This window comes from Ruegeria sp. N7, from assembly GCF_056531345.1.
Genome location: NZ_JBQFLR010000017.1, coordinates 65,635 through 88,868, shown reverse-complemented (window position 1 = coordinate 88,868; position 23,234 = coordinate 65,635). Strand labels below are relative to the sequence as shown.

General features: G+C 53.6%; 20 protein-coding genes. 12 read left to right on the top strand and 8 right to left on the bottom strand.

What is annotated here, in order from left to right; translation table 11 throughout:
• Both ACR0ES_RS16625 and ACR0ES_RS16620 read left to right on the top strand, forming a co-directional pair.
• The coding region (locus ACR0ES_RS16625) for a hypothetical protein (protein ID WP_480871358.1) at positions 1-813 on the top strand (813 nt) is incomplete at its 5' end.
• 322 nt (positions 814-1,135) lie between these two features.
• A complete protein-coding gene (locus ACR0ES_RS16620; protein ID WP_480871357.1) occupies positions 1,136-1,981 on the top strand; it encodes a class I SAM-dependent methyltransferase in 846 nt (281 codons plus the stop codon).
• 122 nt (positions 1,982-2,103) lie between these two features.
• Here the strand turns inward: ACR0ES_RS16620 and ACR0ES_RS16615 are convergent, their stop codons facing one another.
• Both ACR0ES_RS16615 and ACR0ES_RS16610 read right to left on the bottom strand, forming a co-directional pair.
• Positions 2,104-3,072 carry an acyltransferase family protein gene (locus ACR0ES_RS16615; RefSeq protein ID WP_480871356.1) on the bottom strand — a complete coding sequence of 323 codons (969 nt, stop codon included), beginning with the start codon at positions 3,070-3,072 and terminating at the stop codon, positions 2,104-2,106.
• A 102-nt stretch (positions 3,073-3,174) separates the two neighbouring features.
• A complete protein-coding gene (locus ACR0ES_RS16610; RefSeq protein ID WP_480871355.1) occupies positions 3,175-3,750 on the bottom strand; it encodes a GNAT family N-acetyltransferase in 576 nt (191 codons plus the stop codon).
• A gap of 700 nt (positions 3,751-4,450) precedes the next feature.
• Between ACR0ES_RS16610 and ACR0ES_RS16605 the strand changes: the two genes are divergently transcribed.
• Complete coding sequence (locus ACR0ES_RS16605) at positions 4,451-5,479, top strand: glycosyltransferase family 2 protein (protein ID WP_480871354.1); 1,029 nt, start codon at positions 4,451-4,453, stop codon at positions 5,477-5,479.
• 75 nt (positions 5,480-5,554) lie between these two features.
• On the opposite strand, the gene ACR0ES_RS16600 is transcribed toward ACR0ES_RS16605, so the two are convergent.
• Complete coding sequence (locus ACR0ES_RS16600) at positions 5,555-7,306, bottom strand: glycosyltransferase family 39 protein (RefSeq protein ID WP_480871353.1); 1,752 nt, start codon at positions 7,304-7,306, stop codon at positions 5,555-5,557.
• 276 nt (positions 7,307-7,582) lie between these two features.
• On the opposite strand from ACR0ES_RS16600, the gene ACR0ES_RS16595 reads away from it, so the two are divergent.
• Positions 7,583-9,304: a glycosyltransferase family 39 protein gene (locus ACR0ES_RS16595; RefSeq protein ID WP_480871352.1), complete on the top strand. Its 1,722-nt coding sequence runs from the start codon at positions 7,583-7,585 to the stop codon at positions 9,302-9,304.
• A 1-nt stretch (position 9,305) separates the two neighbouring features.
• The gene (gene asnB / locus ACR0ES_RS16590; protein ID WP_480871351.1) at positions 9,306-11,210 is read left to right on the top strand and encodes an asparagine synthase (glutamine-hydrolyzing); all 1,905 of its coding nucleotides are present in this window, start codon (positions 9,306-9,308) and stop codon (positions 11,208-11,210) included.
• On the opposite strand, the gene ACR0ES_RS16585 is transcribed toward asnB, so the two are convergent.
• Positions 11,207-11,611, bottom strand: a complete 405-nt coding sequence (locus ACR0ES_RS16585) for a GtrA family protein (protein WP_480871350.1) — start codon at positions 11,609-11,611, stop codon at positions 11,207-11,209. The genes asnB and ACR0ES_RS16585 overlap by 4 nt on opposite strands.
• Before the next feature lie 560 nt (positions 11,612-12,171).
• Here ACR0ES_RS16585 and ACR0ES_RS16580 point away from each other — a divergent pair.
• From ACR0ES_RS16580 to ACR0ES_RS16570, 3 genes are all read left to right on the top strand, one after another.
• Positions 12,172-12,396, top strand: coding sequence for a hypothetical protein (locus tag ACR0ES_RS16580; RefSeq protein ID WP_480871349.1), 225 nt, complete (start codon positions 12,172-12,174; stop codon positions 12,394-12,396).
• A gap of 113 nt (positions 12,397-12,509) precedes the next feature.
• Complete coding sequence (locus ACR0ES_RS16575) at positions 12,510-12,779, top strand: hypothetical protein (protein ID WP_480871348.1); 270 nt, start codon at positions 12,510-12,512, stop codon at positions 12,777-12,779.
• A 59-nt stretch (positions 12,780-12,838) separates the two neighbouring features.
• Positions 12,839-13,879, top strand: a complete 1,041-nt coding sequence (locus ACR0ES_RS16570; protein WP_480871347.1) for a sulfotransferase family protein — start codon at positions 12,839-12,841, stop codon at positions 13,877-13,879.
• On the opposite strand, the gene ACR0ES_RS16565 is transcribed toward ACR0ES_RS16570, so the two are convergent.
• Together ACR0ES_RS16565 and ACR0ES_RS16560 are read right to left on the bottom strand one after the other, a co-directional pair.
• Entirely contained in the window at positions 13,846-15,177 is a 1,332-nt protein-coding gene (locus ACR0ES_RS16565; RefSeq protein WP_480871346.1) for an arylsulfotransferase family protein, read from the bottom strand. The two genes, ACR0ES_RS16570 and ACR0ES_RS16565, sit on opposite strands and share 34 nt — an antisense overlap.
• A gap of 15 nt (positions 15,178-15,192) precedes the next feature.
• Complete coding sequence (locus tag ACR0ES_RS16560; protein WP_480871345.1) at positions 15,193-17,079, bottom strand: hypothetical protein; 1,887 nt, start codon at positions 17,077-17,079, stop codon at positions 15,193-15,195.
• Positions 17,080-17,315: 236 nt separating this feature from the next.
• Between ACR0ES_RS16560 and ACR0ES_RS16555 the strand changes: the two genes are divergently transcribed.
• The 4 genes from ACR0ES_RS16555 (at position 17,316) to ACR0ES_RS16540 (ending at position 20,593) form a co-directional block, all read left to right on the top strand.
• On the top strand, positions 17,316-18,305 hold the full coding sequence (locus ACR0ES_RS16555) for a glycosyltransferase family 2 protein (protein ID WP_480871344.1): 990 nt from the start codon (positions 17,316-17,318) through the stop codon (positions 18,303-18,305).
• Positions 18,302-18,685, top strand: coding sequence for a GtrA family protein (locus ACR0ES_RS16550; RefSeq protein WP_480871343.1), 384 nt, complete (start codon positions 18,302-18,304; stop codon positions 18,683-18,685). The genes ACR0ES_RS16555 and ACR0ES_RS16550 overlap by 4 nt, the downstream gene beginning before the upstream one ends.
• Positions 18,686-19,511: 826 nt before the next feature.
• Entirely contained in the window at positions 19,512-20,090 is a 579-nt protein-coding gene (locus tag ACR0ES_RS16545) for a hypothetical protein (RefSeq protein ID WP_480871342.1), read from the top strand.
• On the top strand, positions 20,024-20,593 hold the full coding sequence (locus tag ACR0ES_RS16540; RefSeq protein ID WP_480871340.1) for a tyrosine-type recombinase/integrase: 570 nt from the start codon (positions 20,024-20,026) through the stop codon (positions 20,591-20,593). Before ACR0ES_RS16545 ends, ACR0ES_RS16540 begins: the two co-directional genes overlap by 67 nt.
• Before the next feature lie 28 nt (positions 20,594-20,621).
• Here the strand turns inward: ACR0ES_RS16540 and ACR0ES_RS16535 are convergent, their stop codons facing one another.
• Both ACR0ES_RS16535 and ACR0ES_RS16530 read right to left on the bottom strand, forming a co-directional pair.
• Positions 20,622-21,638: a ParB/RepB/Spo0J family partition protein gene (locus ACR0ES_RS16535; RefSeq protein ID WP_480484466.1), complete on the bottom strand. Its 1,017-nt coding sequence runs from the start codon at positions 21,636-21,638 to the stop codon at positions 20,622-20,624.
• 73 nt (positions 21,639-21,711) lie between these two features.
• Positions 21,712-23,127: an AAA family ATPase gene (locus ACR0ES_RS16530; RefSeq protein WP_480871339.1), complete on the bottom strand. Its 1,416-nt coding sequence runs from the start codon at positions 23,125-23,127 to the stop codon at positions 21,712-21,714.
• Between the last annotated feature and the right edge of the window lie 107 nt (positions 23,128-23,234).

Sequence of the window (23,234 nt, the reverse complement as noted above, 5' to 3'; positions counted from 1 at the left end):
ATTCTGGGGCATAATAGCCAGTCGGATTGGACTGTAACTGATAATGTCTTGATCAAGCCCACGGAATACGACCAGCACTTTACCTATCAGGCCACGGCGCAGACGGATGGGTACAATCAATATATCGTCATACCGGGAAGCCAGGCAGATTTGTTGGGTGCAGGTTCTGACCTCGCAAACAGCATTTCTGGCACTTACTTCGATTGGCTGAATGGTAACGGATATTCCGGGACCAACACCGGAGCGAGCCAACCCAATATCGGGTTAACCCCACCACCTGATACCGGAGGCGATCAAACCGATACCGGGACGAACCAGCCCGAGGCAGGAGGCGACCTAACCGATACCGGAGAAACTCAAACCGAGACAGAGACGAGTATCCCTGCCGCCGAGCAGCCTCAAACCGGGGCTGAAACCGAAGTCGGAGACCCCATTAACATTGTCGAACCTCAAGGAGAGTTGGTTGTCGACATAAGCAATCAGGACAACCCGGGTGACACCGCACAATCGCCTGCTTCAGAGACCGAGGATACAAGCACTGATCGGTTTGTGTGGAAAAACTCGGGTTTCGGCCCAAAAATGTTCAAAAAGGGAAATCAGGCTGCAAAAATCGATGACGATGACGGCGGGTCCGACAGCAGTTTCATTCAGATGTTTTTGAACCGTGCTGATACCTCACATGAGACTGGAACGGCTTCCGATTCTGAGGGCAGCGGTTTTATTGCCGACAGCACCGACTCTCTGACAACCGGGGGTGATGTGGAATTCTTCGACTCTTGGGCTTCGAATCTATACGCGGATTTGTTTGCCTAATGGCGACAGCCGCCCCCGACTAGAATAACTGTTAATCAAAGCATGGGCGGACCTCTAATTTGAGGCCCGCCCATGCCTTTTTCAGGCCAGCACACTGCAGGACATGCAAAAAGGGTTTGGATAGCACTTGGGAGTTTTTCGCCCCGTATTGTGGCACGCCTTTCAAGACAGGGAGACCCGCAACCAGAATGCAGCAGCTTGGCATTTTATTGTGAAAGAGTATTTATCTCGACACATGATCCTGCATCGGCATCATATATGACAGACAGACGGGCCATGACCTTGCTTACGAGTGAACTTTATTCAATTACAGGACCACGAAATGAAACCTGAGAAAATGCCGGTGACCGCAGCAAGCTATCAAGCTTACCTGAACAGCCCGTACAAAAGCAGCAAGCATTCGACTTACTTCGATGTGTATGACAAGCTTTTCTCTCCCTACATCGGCAAGCCAATTACCTTCGTCGAAATCGGGGTTCTCAGTGGCGGCTCTTTGTTCATGTGGCGCGAGTTCTTCGGGCCGCAGGCCCGCATCATTGGTGTTGAACTGAACCCCGGCGCAAAACGCTGGGAGCAGGAAGGTTTTGAAATTTTCATTGGCAGCCAGAGCGACCCGGCCTTTCTGGAGAAACTTGCAAAGGAGGTTGGTGAAATCGACATCGTCTTGGACGATGGTGGTCATACCTATGAACAACAGATCATAACAACCGAGTGTCTGCTGCCGCATATCCGCGATGGAGGCATGCTGGTCGTGGAAGACACGCATACATCCTACATGGAGGGCTTTGGCCCCAAGCGCCGTTCCTTCGTAAAATACGCCATGAGCATGGTAGATCGTGTAAACCGGCGCTTTTCCAAACTCCTCACAGATGCTGCGGAAAAGCGGGTTTGGTGCATCCGTTTCTATGAATCCTTTGTTGTATTCGATGTGAACCTCAAGGCGACCTCTGTCGTGTCCGTACCAACCGACAACGGCGGGGAAGACCTGAACGCAAAAGACTTCCGCCACGCGGACAATCAGGCCTATGAAAACTTCCTGAAAGCGTCCAAAAGCCTGTCGGCCCTCAAGGTCATCCCCGGTACACGATCCTTGGCCAAGCTGGCCCGACATGCGATATCGCTGCCATCGAACCTGAAGCATGCCCGGAAACTGAAAGAATTTTTCTGAATTTTGACCGCCTTTCCGGCTGAGCGCGTCGCTGATTTGGGATCAGCAACGCTCCAGATCCGTCAAGTCGGGGCGCCGAAGATGCTGCGTTTTGCCACCGGCAAAATAACCCGCTGCAATAGTCAGGAGAACGCCCGCTTCATCCCTTTGGTGATGGGCTTTTCCACCAGTGAAAAAACCAGGCATCCCGCGGCGACGCTGCTGGCCAGACACAAGATGGACAGAACGTCACCATTCACAGGTCTAAGGACAATCGAAGACACTTTATAAAAAGCGGGAATGGTGAGTATCTGGACAAGGTAGATGCTGTAGGATGCATCCCCGAGATAAACCAAAAACCGATTTGAAATCTGCGTCGCAAACAGCAGCCCAAAAACGATAAAGAACGACGGTACACCCCAGATAATGACACGGTTTGTTGGGTCGACCTCAAGTTCACTCGACAGAGAGGCGCATAAAAGAAGCATCCCGAAAACAAATATCAAGACCCCTGTCTTTTCCCTGATTTCAAACCCTTTGTTGTAAAAATACGCGACAGCCATCCCAAACAAGAACTCAAGCGATATAAAATCACCGGACGCCAAGGATACCCCGGCTAGAACCAGGCTGACAACCAGGAAAACATGGATCCACGACCTCAAGAAGAGAGACAGTCCAAAAACAAAATAAAAGAGCATTTCCCATTCCAGGGTCCACCCAACATACACAATCGGCGGCTCACCGAGCACCAGAAGCGAAGAAAATAGGAGCGATGACAATATGATGGTTCCTGAAAGCTCCATGGACCTGAAGATTCCGGGAACAGCGTAATAAACCGCCACAACAAAAAGTGTGATCAGCCAATAAATTGGCACGATCCTTAGAATTCTCGATTTCAAGAACGCGCCTGTGTGCCGCTTTTTCTGCATTTGAGTGTGCAGCATGACAAAGCCGGATATCACGAAAAAAATATCGACCCCATTTGCACCCCACCCGGCCAGGAAGGATAAATAATCGGTGCTTTGTCCATATGTTGATGCCGTCTTGATGACATGGAGGAAAACCACATTTATGGCAGCAAAGGCTCGTAAGGCTTGAATATTATTGATCATCTGTTTCGAGTTTATTATCCGGATAAAATTCTGATCGAACTGGCACGTCACGGATTGAAATGCTGTGACTGCCTCGTCCCTCAGCATTCACTGATTCAAGAGTTATCTGTCCTCCAAGCGACAAATCGATGGTGGCGCATCCTGTCGCCAATGAACGGCCCCATTTCGGCGGTGGACCCCCTGTCCGATGGGCAAGAACCCCGCTGAAAGAATGCCGCGTTCCGACGACAAATTACTGTCACTGCAGTCAATATAAATACGCGTGGTCCCCTCTTCTGCCAGCGTGCGGCACACGTGCTTCAGAATTTCCACATAGTACCCCCGCCCCCGCATATCAGGAACGGTAAAGCAGTGAGAGACCAGAGCACAGTGCTCGGTCATCGGGAAGAAATATACGTTCACGTTTTGCCCGGAGCGGGTTTGCGCAATGGTTGCCGGAACCCCGTCGGAAAACCCGATCCAGACAGACATGCCTTCGTCTAGGTTTCCTTGGACATCCCAGTGGATCTTGTCCTGATTGCGTTTCAGAAAGTCTCTGCTTTGGTCATCAAAATCGGACCAGCTGCGAAAACACTGTACGGTCAATGTGTTTGACATGCCGTCGATCTTCCGGGCTTTGTCGCCACTCATGGCGAAGAGCAGCCTATGCTGTCCGACCACACGGTCCCTAAAAAGCATCCACATTGTCTTGAATCCACCAACAATCCCCACCCGGCGAAAGGATCGCAAGACAAGATTGAGTCGGTGGAAAGATGCCATCAAACGCCCCTGCCTGGTTTTTTCACCTGGACAGCAACAGCACTGGGCTTTCGTTCAATTTCAAGAAGTACGGGCCGCATCCTCTGCAATCTTCCAGAGTAACCAGCGACTAAGAACATACGTTCCACTAACTGCGAACAGGTTGATAAAAGTTCGTTTTCCGGCACTCTGGCAGCTAGGTGCACGGGCGCTCCAAGAGCGTGGGTTCTTTTGAAACTTGGGGTCTTCGAAGCAACTTCTGGACCCTGCATGGAAATACCAAAATTTCCGCGCTTTATCCGCAGGCAAAGTGCTTCCACCCAATCTCGTATTTTGAACGCCACGCATCACCTTTTCATTCTAGCACGAACCTTCCTCAATCAGTGTGGGATGTATAGTACTCTGTATCATCAGTTTGATGAATAGTCGGTCATTTTTTGTATCTCTTCGGAGGCGCGTGTCTAGCAGATCTCATGGCGGCCGCTGGAAATGTCACTATCATCGATGCACGCTGTAAGGTACTTAGTCACGATGAGGAGACACTGGGAATTGAAAATTTGCACGCCCATGCGAAACTTTTTTGAGCCCGGGCAAAAATCATGATCACCTGTGTCCTAACGCACGGGAAAAGGTACGCGTTATGACGCTGTTAAACATGGGCACACCCGCATTTCCGTCTCGAGGAAAGAGACCGGACCAAGGTGCTCCAACTTTGAGTGTCGTTGTTCCTATGTTCAATGAACAAGATGTTCTGCCGGTTTTGTTCAAGCGTTTAGAACAGTCCCTCGACCATCTTGGAGAAAGTTATGAGATCATCTGCGTGAACGACGGCAGCACAGATGCAACTGCCAGACTTCTGGCCGCCGCGCATGAACGCGACGACCGTATCAAGGTGCTGAACTTTTCTCGCAATTTCGGCAAGGAAATAGCCTTGACGGCAGGGTTGGATGCAGCAGCAGGTGAAGCTGTTGTTCCGATTGACGCGGATTTACAGGATCCGCCGGAACTGATCGAAAAATTTCTTGAAAAGTGGCGTGAAGGGTTCGATGTCGTCTATGCTATCCGGCGTCACCGCGACAGCGATACCGCGATGAAACGCTGGTCGGCACTGAAATTCTACCAGGTCATCAACCGGCTTTCAGGCGTACCGATACCCGCCAATACCGGAGATTTTCGCCTTATGGACAGGCGGGTGGTTCAGGCTGTAGGGCAGCTGCGCGAGCACAACCGCTTTATGAAGGGCCTTTTTGCCTGGGTCGGGTTTCGGCACACTGAAGTGGCATATGACCGCCCCGAACGTGCCGCGGGACAAACCAAGTTCAACTACTGGCGCCTTTGGAACTTTGCGCTGGATGGTATTACCGGTTTCAGCACGGTACCGCTCAGGATTGCAGGCTATGTCGGAATGCTGACTGCGTTGGCTGCGATCATCTACGGTACTTTCCTGATCTCGCGCACCCTTATTTACGGGGTGGATGTGCCTGGCTATGCCTCATTGATGGTTGCTGTGCTGCTGATCGGTGGCCTGCAGCTTGTCGTGCTGGGTGTGATCGGGGAGTATCTGGGACGGCTTTATGCAGAGGCTCAGAAACGCCCGCTTTATATTGTCGAAAGTAGCCTGGGATTAGGGGATCAGACTCACTTCCCCACCGATAGGCGACCCGATTAATCTGCAAACCGCATAGGTTCATCAAGCGCGGTCATATCCCCCAAGCCGGACCACCAGAAAGGTACCTCGGGATGGTCAATTCCCGGCATCGGGTTCGAAAAGCTCGGCGCTGGCTCGCAATCTTTTGATTTTGAGGGCCCGTTTATAATTATTCAGGACCTCACGTCGCACATCGGCAACGTTGGATTGCCCAACATCGGGCCATGTAATCAGCCAGACTCGAGCATCGGGGTTACGGCGCAGGGCCTCTCCATAATCCTGAACAATGAATTGCCCATCATTGATATAATAGAACAGTGGCGTATCAACCCAATCGCGGTCCCGCAGGAAAACAAGATCACTGCCCGTCATTTCTAGTCGCATGGCCTTCGCAATACCCTGATAGTCGTTAGGAGAGCCCGGCTTACCAGCAGCGTAGGGAATACTGGCTGCAAACACCAACACACACAGGCTGATCAACGCCAGCCTGAAACGGTGATCCTTGAACAGCCAGACTGCACCCGCCGCGCACAGGATCAGCAGATAAGGCACGAAAAGAAGAAAAGCCCTGGGGGCAAGGATAGAAACTTTGTAGGATATTGCGAACAAGATCAGCGGAGAGCCAACCGCGATCAGCAACAAAAGCAGTGTCCGTTCCTGAGGAAAATACAGTGTGTTCGAGGGCAATCTGGGCACAATAACTCCCCATATATTGCCCAGAACGGGGATGAGCAGCGCCAGAAAGGGTAAAACAGACATCGCCATCAGCGCTTCGGTTCTGCGATGGGCGATTGAACCCAGCCAAAGCATAAAACAGGCCGAACAGACCGCCGCCGACACCAAAACCCATATCGAGATTTTTTGCTGTGGCCCCATCACTGGCGCTTCGCGTTTTGGAGCTTTCAGGCTTGCCACTAAGAGCAACAAGCCGAATCCCAGAACCACCCATGACCAGACCGGTTCGGTCTGCAACGGCGGAGCTGCAAAATCATCTTTTGCAAACAGAAACCCAAAAGAAAAATATTCGAACAGAAAGTCAGGCGAAGGATCAGGAGCCGCACCTTTACGCGCACGATACACCGCATGGGTCAAAGCCGGGGCAGACAAGATAAAGGCAAACGCCTGCACTTGTAGCAACCGGGGGGCCTGCCTCAGACCGATCCGATGTCGGAGTCGCGAACCGTCCGCTCTTGGTAGAGGCAGGACCAGAGCTACCCAGAACACTTGGATCATGATCAGGGGCCAGAATAGCTCAACCGTCAGAACTCCCGCAATAACCGAGATTACATAAGAAATCTCGAGGCCCGGGCGCGGCTTGCGCGTTCTGACAAGACACAGCAAAAGCCACGTTGCCAGCAATGACAGGAAGGCTCCGGCGACGTACATGCGGGCCGTCTGGCTCCAGAACACATGAAAACCATGAAGTGCCAACAGTAATGCAGCCAGACATCCCACAGTCGACCCGAAGATGTTGCGGGCAATCAGAAAAATCAGTGGGATCGAACCTAAGGCAAACAATACGCCGGGAAACCGCAAGGCAAAATGTGACGTTCCAAAAACCTTAGTCCAGCCTAGCATGGATACATACCAGCCCATTGGATGCGGTTCATCATGGAAATGCCACCAGATAGTTTCGGCAAGGTTATGGCGCGGTGGCGGCTCGGAAATACCGGAAACCAAATCTATACCGGGGACATAGATTTCCGGATGGGACATACTGCGTAGCTCAATCCCCCAAAGTCGCAGTATCAGCGTCAGCAAAACTGCAACCAGCAACCCGAGAAAGACAGCACCTGTCCGATACTCTCGCATGCCGGGAAAAACCGAACCTTTTTCTGACATCTTCATAAACAATCCAACTTCTGGCGCGCTACGATGCCACAGAACCAATCAACTTGAGCTAAATTCCCCCTCCAGACCGCTCTGCCGAGGTATATTTGCGCCAACATGAAACATAATTGCATATACTTGGAAATTGTTTCGTTAAACTGCGAGCATCTACAGAATTAGTTCCTGCTAACCCAAAAATTGATATGAGTGAAAAGAAATGAGAACTTTGTCGTATTATCGACATAAGTAGAGTGGGTTCTGCAAAACTCCGCAAAGCGTTCGGGGCATAGTTGGATGGTCAGGTTTTCTTTTGGCGTTTTGACGGGGGTGGCGGGTGTCATATTGGGACTGCTTTTACCAGCCAGCCTTTTTACCCAAGTGCTGCGCGGCACAGATACCGTAACTGATCCAGCCTTTGCTCAGGGGATTTGGCTATTCAAGGCCGGGCTCATCATCATAGGAATATATCTTCTGTTATTGCGGTTTCTGCCGATTGGTCGCCCACTGTCCCCACAACGCTGTGAGATTTCCCCCGCCAGTTCAACTCAGACACTGATCTTTGGCCTTCTGTTGGTGTGCGCTACCGCTTTGCGGCTTTATCGGCTTGATACTGGCATCTGGTATGATGAAATTCTGACATCCGTAAATTACATGCCCCTCACAATCGGGCAGATCGTCAGCACCTATCACGATGCAAACAACCATGTCCTGTTTTCGGTGCTGGCCCGCCTGTCCTTGTCGGTCTTCGGTGACGGTGTCTGGGTCTTGAGATTGCCTGCGGTCGGTTTTGGCATTGCTGGCATTGCCGCTATTTACTTTTTTGCCCGCCGTGTCGGCCCGACTCGCGAGGCTCTGTTTGCGGCAGCACTGCTGGCGTTTTCCTATCACCACATCTGGTTCAGCCAGAATGCGCGTGGTTACACCGCATTGCTGTTCTTTGCCCTGCTTTCCAGCACTTGGTTTCTGGACGCCATGCGTCAGGGATGCCCCCGCAAATGGGGGCTGTATTGCCTTGCCGTGGTACTGGGAGCATATGCGCACCCAACCATGGGGCTGATGGCGCTTGCGCATTTTGCAATCTGGGGCACCGCCTGGTTCCAGCAAAACGAGCAATATAAGCGCTATCGCTGGAACGGGTTGTTTTGTGGTTTCATCCCGGTGGGTCTGTTTACGTTTCTGGTCTATGCTCTGGTCTTGCCCAGTATGGTCGGCGGGGCGCTATTGAATTCTGGACTGAAGGGCGAAGACAACGAGTGGACCAACCCTTTTTGGGCGTTGGCGGAACTGTTCAGCAGTCTGCAGATCGGGTTGGCCAGTGCTGGTGTTGTGATAGCCGCCGGCCTTGTCTTTACGATTGGTGCCATCAGCTTTGCCCGAACGCGACCGGCCGTTGTGGCGTTGTTTCTGATCCCGGTTGGAGTCGGGTTCATGGTGATGACCAGCATCGGGTATACTCTGTTTCCACGGTTTTTCTTTTTTGCCTTTGGGTTTGCAATCCTCATTGTGATCCGCGGGGCCTTTGTGACCGGCCAGTTGGCGGCGCACGCGGCGCAATTACCCACCCCGGCCATGAAATGGCTGCCAGCACTGTTGTGCTCGGTTATCTTGGCCGTATCTCTCTTGTCCCTCCGGCACGTGTATCTGCCAAAACAGGACTTCGGTAGCGCCATCGATCTGATTGAAGGCGACCGGCAGCCCCAGGACACGGTTCTTGCTGTCGGGATCGCAGGATTTCCGTTCAATGCATACTATGACAAGGGATGGGATGTCATCGAAACGACCGATGATCTGGATCGCCTGGCCTCGCAGTCAGGCAGAACCTGGTTGGTCTATACGATGCCGGTGCACGCCCGGACCACATATCCGAGAATACTGGAGAGGGTCAAAAAGGAATACGCTACCGTTGCGCGGTTCCGGGGTTCGCTGGGCGGGGGAGACGTGGTGGTCAACCTAGCAGATCCGACTAAGGCCCATGCCACAGAAAAGAGTGCAAGTACTGTAAAGGATAACGATTGAGATGTGCGGAATATGCGGAATCCTGCAGGTCGACCCGGCGGCTGATCACCCCGAAAAAGAATTGATCACGGCAATGGCAGCAACGTTGGCCCATCGTGGACCCAATGATGATGGCGTCTGGCTGGACGAGGACGTTGCGCTGGGTTTTCGGCGTCTTTCGGTGATTGACCTATCTTATGCCGGTCATCAGCCAATGACAAACGAGGACGGCACTGTGGTGATTGTCTTCAATGGTGAAATCTACAACTTTCAGGAACTGAAAGAGAAATACCGCCTTGAAGAGCGCAGCCATGTCTTCAAGTCTCGCACGGATACCGAGGTTCTGATCCATCTTTACGAGGAAATTGGACTCGACATGATTCCGGAACTCAATGGGATGTTTGCATTTGCGATCTGGGATACGCGCAGTAAATCATTGCACCTGGCACGCGACCGCTATGGGATTAAACCCTTCTTCTACCAGAAAGATAATCACCATTTTCGCTTTGGCTCTGAGATCAAGGCGATCATCGCCGATGACCGGGTTGTGCGGAAACCATCGATGCAGGCCCTACATGATTTCCTAACCTTCAACTACATTCCAGGAACCCAGACAGCCTTTGACGGTATTTCCGAAATACCGCCGGGGCATCACATGACTGTCACCTGCGACGGCGCAGTAACGACGCAGCGGTATTGGGATCTGAACTTCCACGTTGATCCCGGCATAACCGAAGAAGTGGCGATTCAAAGGTCTTATGACCTGATGGATAAAGCTTTGCAGCGGCGCCTGGTTGCAGATGTGCCGATTGGCGTGTTCCTGTCAGGGGGGCTGGATTCCAGTACACTGGTCGCACTCATGCACAAACATGTGGATGAACCGATCCACACCTATTCCGTCGGGTTCGAAGATCAGAGTTTCAATGAGCTGCCCTATGCCCGAATTGTGGCCGAAAAGTTTAACACCAAACACCGAGAGGTGACGGTCACGGCCGATATGGTGCGGGACATGTTGCCAAGGTACCTGAGCTTCATCGACGAACCATATGGGGACGGGTCTGCAATACCGACGTATTTCATCAGCGAACTGGCCAAGGATGAAGTGGTTGTCGTTCTATCGGGTGAAGGCGGCGACGAGGTCTTCGCCGGCTATGATACACACGCAGCCTACAACATGTACAAACAAGCCCGGAAGGTGCCCGGTTTCATTCGGAACGGCGTGATGAAGCCTCTGGTGAACTGTCTGCCCGTGTCGGACAAGAAACTCAGCTTTGAATTCAAGGCCAAGCGTTTTTTAGGCGGGTTGGATCTGCCGCCGGAAGAAGCACACCTGTGGTGGCGGATTGTCTTGGGAGAAGCTGAAAAACTAGACCTTTACGCAGATGGTTTGGCGGGCACCGAATCTTTGCAGCCTTCGGTGCGACATTTCCAGGCGGCTTACGAACACTGTGGTGCGGAAGAGATCCTGTCACGATTGATGTATATCGATTCAACCATTTTCCTGCCCGACGACCTGATGATCAAAAATGATCGGATGACCATGGCGCATTCTCTTGAGGCCCGGGTGCCCTTTACCGATCCGGAACTGACCGGTTTTATGGCTACAGTCCCTTCACATCTGAAAATGAAGAACCGGCGCAAGAAGCATCTTATGCGGCTGGCAATGGAGAACGATCTACCCGACAGCATTCTCAACAAAAAGAAAGTTGGGCTTGAAATGCCCTATTCCCGCTGGCTCAAGACCGAGCTCAAGGATCTAATGATGCGCTATCTCGGACCCGAGAATATTCGGCGCACAGGCTTGTTTCGGGTTCAGGCATTGCAGACGCTGATCGATGACCATCTAACCGGAAAACGGGATAATGGCCGCCCGCTCTGGGGTCTCTTGAACTACATGATGTGGTACGAGCTTTACATCGACACCTAGCCCGGTTTGCGAAACACCCAGAGCGTCGAAACCACATAGCTGACGACAAAAGACACTCCGATCGCAATCAGCAGGATGAACCAGAAAGGTAAAGCCGTCACATATCCCAGAACCGCCACTACAGTGAGGCGGGCCAGCAAAGATGACAAAACCGCAATCAGATACTTACCATATCCCCGGAGCGAGATTGTGCCTTCGTCGGTGTGCTCGTAGCTGAAGATATTATGCCCGCAGTAATTGACAAATGAGCCCAGCACAAAGCCGCATATCGAGGCAAAAATATAGGGGGCCGCAAAACCCAACACGAGCAGCAGCGCCAACAGATAATCCGCAGCCGTACCCAGAACACTGATGCTGAGGAACCTGAAGAACAAGCCTTTATCTTTGAGCTCTGAAATCATGGTTTTGAATCTTCAAAATGGTCATTGGCTGGACATAACAGGTCAAAATGGTTTCCATTTAAATAAACTATCAAGAGCAAAGTTAATCCGATGGAAATCTGAGAGCGGTGTATTGCTCAAATCTCCCTCGTTGAGTTCTTAGGGCGTATGACAGGATAAGGTGGTTGTGTTACAAAATAAAATCTTAACTCACTATCTGGCTTTAAACAGAGCCTAGGCGGGACCTTTGTGCTTACAAACGAAACACTCATCCCCTCAGAGCCGGTATGTCTCATAAATCCAAGCGACCCATGCTTTGAAAGCGTTCGATACCAGTCCGACAACCATAGACGCTTCTTGTACGATATATTGGTGCGATAAACCGACCTCGACCTGTATCGTCCTGTTTGCAAACCGGATAATCCGCTCCACATCGTCACGGAGGTGCAAGCAACTAGGGCGCGCGGGCAGTTTTGAACCTTTGTACCGAGGCACTAAAATGCTAACGTTCGTGACGATTGCAGGGCTATTGCCCCGCTGCCGTGTATTCATATGAGTTGAAGGTTGGGATGATCATCACCATGCGTATTTTAGTTCTTTTATCCGGGTTCTTTATCATGCCCACGGTCGCAATGGCTTATATCGGACCTGGTGCCGGGTTAGGCGCAATCGGCACACTTATCGCACTTATTGGCGCTGTGCTGCTCGCGATTGTCGGATTCGTATGGTACCCGATCAAGCGCATGATACGACGGCGGAAACCTGTAGACGGGGCATCCGACAATGACCCGAAATCAAACACGTGATCATAGCTGTCGGATTGACCGCCGTAGCTGCCTTTGTGCTAGCCCTAACCGTGTTGCGCCTCATACCGACAGCAATGTCAGCAATTGGTATTGCTTCTGGTGCCGCTGCGGCTATGCGCGACCCTAACCTGAACGAAGAAGCACGCGAAACAGCGGTGCAACGCGCATCGCTGCGCCTATTCGGTTGTTTCGGACAAATACTCTGGCGCTTTCTGACAATCCTCGCCATCAGCGCGGCCCCAATCCTGACGGCGAATGCCTTAGGGCTTGCCGAGACTGAAGCCGTCACCGCCTGGCTTTTGCGATGGGATGTGATCATCATCCTGTCTGTTTCTCTGATCGTGCTTTGGTATTTGAAGGGGCGAGTGTGGGCTTCGAGGTAAGATACAGCCGGTCCGAACGGATATTTCACCGGTTGGCTTTTACGAGCCCGTCGGTCCAAATGGTCGCAGCTGATATCGAAGACAGCACGCTGATCCGGCATTTTGAGGGCGCCAATGATCGCAACCCTGTGCTTATTACATCGCTGGCCCGTGCCGGAACAACACTGGTACTGGAGCTTCTGTCCCAACATCCGGACCTGGCCTCTCACACCTATCGCGACATGCCGTTTATTCTGGCGCCGATTTTCTGGGACCGGTTCTTTGGGCGCTTCCGTCGGGACGGAGAAACCCGCGAACGCGCTCATGGCGATGGGGTGCAAATTGGGTTCGACAGCCCCGAAAGCTTTGAAGAAGTGTTCTGGAAGGCACATTGGCCCGATCATTATCGACGTGCACAGCGTATTCCGCTTTGGCAACCACATCATCACGATACGGAAGCGACAGCATTTTTTCGCAAACACATGCAAAAGATTGTGTCCCTCAGACGCCCCGGGAACAGCGCCACGGCACGCTATATCTCAAAGAATAACGCCAACATCGCACGTATCGACCTTTTGACAGAGATGATGCCCGATGCTCATATTCTGGTTGTCTTGCGTCATCCGCTGGAACACGTGGCCTCGCTTTTGCGTCAACATCGAAATTTCGCCGTGCAACAGGCCGCAGATTCGTTTGTCACGCGGTATATGGCGGATATCGGCCATTTCGAGTTTGGAGAACTGCACCGCCCATTCGGATTTTCCGGGCTGTCAGAGCACACAACACCAGACACACACGATTATTGGCTGGCCTATTGGATCGCCGCATTTCGACATGTCGAAGAACGGTGCGAACACGTTCAGATACTACCCTATGAGGCGCTTTGTTCTGATCCCGAACCGGTCCTGCGACAACTGTGTCTGACGCTGGATCTGGATCCGGATGGATTATCCGGAACGACCGAGATGATCCGCCCACTGACACGCAAAACCGATCCCGGGCAGTTTTCACCGGCACTGGTCGCGGAGGCCGAGGCGATCTATGCCTCGCTTGCCACGCGCTCCGGCTACCCGCAGGCGTGTAGTGATCAGGAACAGACCCAGACGGACCGGTTGACATAATCTAGCGGATAGCGCCGTGCCTCTTCTACGAGCGCAGCCGAGCGGGTTCCGGCCACAAACACCATAGACCAGACAAGCTCTCCATCTGGGGTGATTTCGAAAACACGGCCAGACATGCTTTCGGTCACAAGGATATTCCCATTAGGCAAAGTCTGGTGCGTGCCCATTATGAAGCTGAAAAACAACTGATCCTCTGTCTTCGGATAAATCGTCTCGGTCAGACCGGTTGCAGGATCAAACCGAAGAATACGTGCCCCGGCGAAATCGCGCCCAGGCACCATGGCACCACCGCCATTATCAAAAACCGTGATGGTCCCGTCAGGCGCGATGTCCGGATCATGCTGCTGCACCCATGGACCGTGCTGCATCCAGATAATCTTGCCACTGGCTTTGTTAAGCACAGCCAGCGCGTTGAGATTACGCATGGACAGTAGTAAGTCGCCGGCTTCCGAGCCAGGAATTCGCACACTCAGTGCAGGGGTGACAACTTCGATATCATTGAGGTGTACGGGATCTAGATCTTCCGGATTAAGCCCGTAGATGATGTCAAACTCCTGGTGCTCGGCCAACCAGTCGATTGCCGGTTCAAGGATCGGGATATCTTCGATAACGCGGCCCTCCGGATCAATCCGCAGGGCTGAATCGGCATAATAATTGTCGGAATTCAGGATCGCCTCGACTGAGGCACCCGGAAGCATGTATTCCGAAGTCAGTGTTGAAGGATCGCGCTTACTTGGAATCCAGTAGCTTCCATCCGGGTTTTCTGTGATCGAGTGGTGGGTCATCTGGTCAACGGTCCAAATAACATCACCACAAGGGCCAAGACGGACAGTGCCACGCTCTGCGAAGTTGACAAGGACAGAGCCGTCTTTCTCCAGAGAAATCCCTTGCGTGTGATATCCTCCCGATCCATGGGGGATTGCGCTGGCAGGCACGATATGGGTCGGATCAGGCCAGATGGTGTGAAAATCAAGCGGCCACTCACGCAGAAGCGTACCATCCGCGTCGTAAACCCGCGCCTGTATGCCTTCGTCGAACATGCCCTGAACGATCGTAAGCCCGGCCCAACTGCGTTCAGTGTCATGCTTTACCAGGCCAACACCTTCATACCGGCGCGGCATCCACCGGGGGTCACGATACCACGGACCCCGGATCAGTTCTTCTGCCGTATCCTTAACCTCGCGGATTAAAGCTGTCGGTGGCAGGTTCAGAACTGCGACCGAAACGCCCGTCAGAAAAGCGAGTATCGCACCGCTTGCCAGAAAAATGACAAGCCCAAATGCATTCCTGCTCTCCATTACGACATACTCCCGTTAATTGACTGTATCGAATATTTCCCTCAGAGGGCGTGCATCCTCAATGTCATGTTCGATCATCCATGCCGTTTCGGACGCTGACAACTTATGCTCGATCCGCAAAGTCGAGAGCGGCAGGTCAGCCGTCTCGGCAAACCGATAGCAAAGGCCGTTCATCTCGGTAGCTTTAGCTTGCCAGTAAAACTGACTCGATCTTATCCATCGCCCGGCTTCATCCAGTTGGGCTGCAACTATCTGACCAGTACCGGGATCAATGTCGGCGCAGGTCTGGCCGATCAGAACGGCCATCCTATCCGAATAACAAATCGCACCGCGCGCATCCTCCCTCAGTGGAAAACAGATGGATTGAGCTGGCAAAGGTTTCAAATCTTCGAAACAGACAAACAATGTATCCTCGACCAAAAAAACCGATCCCTCTGCCGGAAATCCCATGCATGCCCGCGGTGGGGTCAACACCGACCCGGCGTAGTCAGTCGCACCATAGCGAACCTGAAAAATGGAGTTCATATCCACACCACGATGAAACGTACTTTGGGTTTGAAAATCGCCGAATTTCAAAGACGGGGACCAGGGCTCACCGACGGATCGGATCGGTGTAGATCTGACATCGAATTCATCCAGTGTCCGGGCCCGTTCTACGATAGCGTCCGCCAATTCAATGTCCCGCTCCGCCGTTTGGTTAAACAGGGGCCAGATATGTGATGAGGCAACAGCCTGACTTACGCCAAAAACCAAACACAAACCCATCACTCCAGCCTGCACCAGACGTGATACAGGCATCCCATCTATCGCTTGCGCGATAACCGTGGCCGAAGCCAAAACAGTGCCCGCGAAGATGAACCCGACAAACCCGATGCTACGCCCGATCAAATAAGGTTCCGGATAGAGAAACCAGATCAGAACCGGCAAGATGAAGAGCGCACCTAGCCCTCCGACTAACACGCGCAATCCCCCTATCCAACCACCAGCAGCAAGCCTGCTGGCGGCAAACACGGATATCGCCGCCGCACCCATAACCAAGATGCAGGCGGCAACTATGCTCAACAAAAACAGGTGCCTAAAAAAAGACGGCACCCCAAGGAGTCCACCGCTATGTATCAACCTCTCAATCCAGTAGAGGGCCGACAGCTTATCGGCAAGTACAGCAGTATCCACACCACCCGAGAAACGGAAATCTGCCTTGAGATCCAGAGCGTAAATCGTGGCGTCACGTTGCAGCTGATACAGGATCAAAGCGGCACCTGAGACGACCAGTACCCTCAACAAAAAAAACAGGCATTTCCGGTGATCAAACCGATCAACCCGGATCAGAACCAGGGCCGGGATAAGAAACCCCAACAAAACATAGCTTTGATAAAAACCAATGGATATGGCCAGCAGTTCGGCGGCTACGGCCATTCGCAGAAACAGTCCAGACCACGACCGTCCACCCGGGGGCTCAACCAATACCATGGCCCCAACGGATGCGAGAAGACCAAGACAAAACCACGGTGCCAGCGTTTGATAGTGCAAAAGCTCGGTCAGATAGATATGCGAAGACCCGGCCAGAAAAACTGCAAGGATAGAAGCTACGACCATGGCTGACCCCGTCATCGCAACAGCCTCACGTGCAATCAGAACGGCAGCCCCAAATAAAGCCGCAAAAATAATGAAAATCAGGGTGGCAATCGACGCACCCTGTTCAAAAAGAACCTCGTGAGCCCAATGCGTCGCCCAGCGACCGTGAACTTCAGCGAACACACGCTCAAGACCAGCTGCAAACCGCCATTCATCCGGATTGAAGCCAGATCTTGCGATGCCGATCCCGGCAGTAGACAGAAAAAAAAGGGCTGCAATGATCGCTGACACAAACAGAAGCCGTGCCGGTATCCTGACTTTGGTCATAAAGAAGTCCAATTAGGAACCACACAAACCAATGTCACCCTACAACACCTTTCTTCGAACTCCGACTTTGTTATTAGTGAATCTCCTGTCTTTTGTCATCCGACGCTCTGAAGACGAGCAATAAGGGAAGAAACTGTTTCCGAAACGCACACCATTGCACTGAAATTATTTTTTTATCCAATATCTGAGGTCAAAAACCTTAATCGTCGCGCGGACCGGAAAGAGTTATTGTAACGATGATCAAAGTACAAAAATCGGATACGGAAGAACGGATGGAACAGGCCATCGTCAGCTTGTCAATCGTAGTGCCCTGCTTCAACGAAGAAGCGGTTTTGCCGGAACTCATTCGCCGGGTCAGCGCCGTCGCCGAAACATGCGTTGGATCATCCTGGGAACTCATCCTGGTCGATGACGGGTCCACCGACTGCACACGGGACATGATTACAGAGCTTGCAGAAACCAGGCTCAATATCCGTGCAATTATCCTGTCTCGAAACCACGGGCATCAGAAAGCGCTTTCAGCCGGGCTGACGTATGTACGCGGTGCAAATATTCTGGTGTTGGATGCGGACCTACAAGATCCCCCCGAGCTTTTGCCCGAGATGCTGAAGCTGATGCAGAACGGAGCTGATGTCGTTTATGGGCAACGTCGGCAGCGGGCAGGTGAAACGGTAGCCAAGCGGATAACCGCAGCTGCGTTTTATCGCCTGCTGGATCAACTGACCGATGTCAACATTCCGCTCGATACCGGTGATTTCCGCCTAATGTCCCGCACTGTAGTCGATTACCTGAATACTATGCCGGAAGAAGATCGTTTTATTCGCGGCATGGTCAGCTGGCTAGGGTTTCGGCAAGTAGCGTTGTCGTATGACCGGGCAGAACGCTTTGCCGGGGAAACCAAGTACCCGTTTAAAAAGATGCTACGCTTGGCTGTTGATGCCATCACCGGGTTTTCCATTGTTCCACTACGCCTGGCGACATGGCTGGCACTTTTGACCACCGTACTAGGGCTCGCATTGATCGTCTGGGTTCTATTCCAATGGTTTACCGGGGATGTCGTCTCAGGCTGGTCCTCGGTGATGGTGGTGGTGCTGATGGTGAGCTCGGTTCAGCTTCTGACGATTGGTATTCTTGGCGAGTATATTGGCAGGCTCTATCTGCAAAGCAAACGACGCCCTCACTTTGTGGTGGAACGTGTCGTTTCAGGTCTGGACGAGCACTCGTGAAACCCTTTGATCTAAGAAGTATCCTGTCCTTCGGGGTTGTTGGTTTCCTCGCGACGGTCACTCATGCTCTCGTTGCGATTGCATTGATTGAAACCTGCGACCTGCATCCATTCTCAGCCAACGCATTTGGCTTTGGAGCTGGGTTTATAGTGTCATATTTCGGTCATCACCGATTCAGCTTTCAATCCAAGGCTGGTCACAGGCAGGCTATGCCACGGTTCCTGGCGGTTGCGAGCTTTGGCCTGTTTCTCAACCAGGTGATCGTCTACTTCATGGTCAATCTAGCTGGGCTGGACTATTTTCTTGTGCTTAGCGTGATTATCGTATCCGTTCCGGTGATTACTTATCTGACATCCCGCCGGTGGGCTTTTGCCAAGTAGCTTCAAGGATGTGAAGGTGTTGTCTAATCACGCGCGGCGCGCTGTCCAAAGGCCACACAAGAGGCCAACCTTCCACAATGCAGAAGCAGCCAACCCTGCCCACACCCGCCGCGCAAGCGACGAGAAAATAAGCACTCGGGGCAGAACGAAAACGGGGCAGGTCCGGTTCCAAAGACAATTTGACAAAATACGGATTTCGAAAATCACCGGGGTTTCGTCTTGGAGAGTATGACAGGATAAGGTGGCTGTGTTACAAATCACAAGTACAACTAAATATTGATTTCGAGTTGAGCGAGAGCAAACCCTCTGACACCACCGTTTTTTTGTACGTTTGCCCGTTGATGCGCTGGAGTGTTTGGAAGCGGCGATGCAATCGCTCAATGCAAAACTGCAATCAGATCATTTAGCAGCGTCGGGACCTAAAGGCAATGATCATTGCAACGCGTCGGAATCAGGAGCCGGAGGTGGCCATTCGTCATCAACTGGCTCACGGTGCCAGATCCGTTTTGATTAGGATCACCAGTCGTCACGATCAGCGCGAAAAACGATCACAGGGTCTGTCGGCACACACGGGACTGCGACAAAACTAAGCTGAAAGCGTAACTGATAGACTTGTTGAAAATGAATAAATTGACCCAATAACGCAGTTTCTCATCCAATCCAAAGTTGTTTCGAAAAACTGGAGCCAAAGCGCTCTGTCGCGAGCTTTTGGCGATTACAATCTCCCCTTCCCGTCTTAATTACGCGCATAATTGTAGCTTTTCGCTCACTACTTTTGATACATCGTAAATTCCTCTTCACACCCGATAAGTATCGCTTATCATGATTGATTGATTTCGCCGGAAAATGCGCACAGAATGTGCCTCATCTTGCGCCTTATCTTCCCACCGCCGCTCCCGCCCTCTCCGCTGAAGATCAGGAGGCGCTCACCGATCTTTATGTGCGCGGCACGCCAGCCAATACGCTGCGCGCGTATGAGCGCGACCTGCTCTACATCACCGCGTGGAAGGCTGCGCGCTTTGGCACGACTCTGGACTGGCCCGAAAGCGAAGCCACCGCACTGGCCTTTATCCTCGATCATGCGCGCGACCTGACGGGCGCGCCTGTGGACGATCGCGCCCGCCAGACGGTCGAGATGTTGATCGCGCAGGGGTTGCGCAAGTCGCTGGCCTGCCCGGCCCCCTCAACGCTGGACCGGCGCATCGCCTCCTGGCTGGCCTTTCACCGGATGAAGAACCTCACCAGCCCGTTTGATACCCCGCAGGTCAAGCAGGCCCGCGCCAAGGCGCGCCGCGCCGCCGCCCGGCCCCGAAATCCGCCCATCCCATCACCCGGGACGTGCTGGAGCAGCTGCTGGCCACCTGCCGCGGCAGCCGCCGGGATTGCCGCGACCGGGCGCTCCTGATGCTGGGTTGGGCCTCGGGCGGGCGGCGAAGGTCCGAGATCACCGGGTTGATGCGGGAAGATGTGTCCTTGAAAGAGTTCGAGACCAAGGGCCTAGTGTGGATCTCACTGCTGGAAACCAAGACCACCCAAAAGGGGGAAACACCGCGGCTGGTGCTCAAGACCCGCGCGGCACAGGCGCTGGTGCATTGGATCGAGGTGGGCCAGATCGGGGATGGGCCGCTCTTCCGCCCCATCTCCAAGGTGGATCGGGTGCTCAAGCGCCGGCTCAGCCCGGATGCGATCTACCAGATTGTTCGGCACCGGTTGAAACTGGCGGGACTGCCCGAAGGCTTCGCCTCGCCTCACGGGCTGCGCTCGGGGTTTCTGACGCAAGCCGCGCTGGACGGTGCCCCGATCCAGGCCGCCATGCGCCTGTCCCTGCACCGCTCCATGGCACAGGCGCAGAAATACTACGATGACGTCGATATCGCCGAAAACCCGGCCGCAGACCTGTTGGGGTGAAAGAAAGAGCGGTTTCGCGCGCGAAACATCAGGTACTGCGTGCGTGTAGCCAGGTTTTCAGTTCCATAAGAAATTCTTCAGACATCCCTTGGCCGGACAGGGTGACTTGTGAACCGTTTCGACTCTGTTTCAAGTGAATGTCACCGAATGTCTCTTTCGAGGCCGTCTCGGAAGCGGGCGATTTTGCATCCCTTGATGACAGGCTGTTTGCCGCGCGGGTCAGAGCCGATATCTCAGTTTCCGATGTCTCGGGCGCGACCCCTTGCAAGGCTTTGGCGATCAAAGCAGCCGCTTTCGACTCCTCCTTCAAAACCTTCGCAATCGACAATCCCAACCGCTCAGGGATGGCCGAGGCAAACCGTAGATGATCGTCCAGCGCGTGATAGATCGCGATGAAGGACCCGATCTTGGATCGTTTGGCCCGGCTGGCTGAGGCAAACAGCCCGCGCAGGGCGGCGGCTTCGTCCGGGTAAACCCCCTGCTCTGCCGCGCGTGCCACGATCCGGGCGCGCTCATAATAGCTCAGCCCGACGCGGATCTCATTTTCCTCGACCATGGCCACGTAAGCGTCAGATGCACTCTGTGGTTGCCTGAGAAAGGCACGCACGGTTTCAAAGCGGGCCTCGCCCATGTCCTGCGCCAAGGCCCGCAGCGCTGTCATCCGACGCCAGCCAGAGATCAGCCCATAACGCCCTTCCGGCAGCTCCACGACCTCAATCGGGGTTTGCTGACCGCGCGCTTTCAGGCTTTCCTTCAACGCCTCCATATCCGCGTCATCAGCCGCCAGCCGGTCGCGCACCAGATAGGTTTCCTCGATTGAATCCAGCGGCAGGTCCTGCACCAACCGCCCCTCGGCACGGGCCGCACACAATTCTCCGGACAGCTCCTCCAGTGCCGCCTGAGCCGCCGTGGCTCCGGCCACCTGTGCAACCGGAGGCGCAGCGCGGGGCGTATCCGCAGGGAACATGGGGTTCAACCCGGGGGCAGGGCGGGTGTCTTCCAGATAATCCGGCCGGGCAGGGGTCAACCGTTTGCGTTTTGCCATCACTTTCTCCTTTTCCAGCGCGGATCAGACCCTGTTTCGGGCGCCACTGATGTGTTTCGCGCGCGAAACATGATCACCTTAGCGCCAGTTCCGGCGTTCCCGCCGCTTCGGCCTGCTGCGCCAGTTCCTCACCTCGCCAGACGCCAATCAGCAGCTTCTTGAATGAGGCATAGGTGGCATCAAAGGTTTCCCGCCCGCGCACATAGGTCTCGCGGTTGAAATCGCGGTAATCGGCCTCGTAGATACCGTTGACCTGTTCCCCCGCCTGCCCGATCAGCGCCGTGTAGCCCTGCCAATGCGGCGACAGGGTGCGGCCCAAATAGGCTTGCATCAGCCCGGCCAGCTCGGCCTGTTGGCTGCCGTCATAGCGGGTGATGATTGTGCGCACTGCGTCCCACTGAAAGGCCATCTCGGGCCGCCCCAACGCGCGGGCCGCCATGTTCTCTCCGTCTTCGATGGACTGAAACGTGGAATGCAGCATGTCAAAGAACCGCCCGGTGGAGTCGAATTCCAGGAACGAGGCCCCCATGGGCACCAGCAGGATATCCGAGGCCGCAAGCCCATTGATCGTCAGATAGCCAAGGGCAGGGGGGGTATCGATGAAGATGATGTCATAGTCGTCCAGCACCCCATCCTCGTCCAGCGTATCGGTCAGCGCATCCCACAGCTTCCAGCTGCGGCCCTGCATCCGCCAGACCGGGATCTGGAACTCGGCCCAATACAGGTTCAGCTGCGCGCCAATCAGGTCGATATTCGGCCAATGCGTGGTCTGGATCAGATCGCTGCTGCGGACCTTCAGCGCTTCGGACAAGGTGTCGTCGATCGGGTGCGGTGCCTCACCCCGATCAAGCCGGCCCTGATTGTCGCGGCGCAGATGGGTGGCGTAATGACGGGCGAGTAAGGGGAACACCGTCTGCCATTCATCGCTCACCTTGCCGCCAAAGATCGACGTCATCGAACCCTGGCTGTCCAGGTCGATGACCAGCACCTTGTAACCGTCCAGAGCCGCCGACATGGCCAGATGCGCGCAGGTCGAGGTTTTGCCAACACCGCCCTTGAAATTGGCCACGGACACGATCTTGGCAGGTAGCCCGTTGGGCCGGTAAGGGCGGTACTCCTTGGCTTTGGACCCCTCCGAGGCAAAATGCGCCCGCAGCCGCAGAACCTCATCCAGCGTGAACCACTTGGCACCGCCTTCCGTTTCGGACTGTCCCTGCGGCAGATCCGGGTTGCCCTTCAGGACCCGGCGAAAATGAGCAGGCGCGACAGGGATCAGATATTTGGTGATTTCCCAGGTTGAAAACAGGCGCAGCTTTTTCTGACCGTTTTCTTCCAGCCCCCGGCTCGCCAGGTCGCTACGCCCCCGGGCACAGGCATCCGCGATTTGTGAAAACTCACCCGTGCCGGTTGGATTTCCAAGTTCAGCATAAGCCAGATCCGGATCGATATTGAAATAGGGGGGAAGCCCCTCGGAGGTTGCTGCTCGCATTGAAAACCTGCCTATGTGCTATGTTTTGATTAATATACCACAAAAGGAAGCATGTGGAAGCATTATGAGCATAAAACCGGATTTTCTAAGCAAAATTAAGGGGTAAC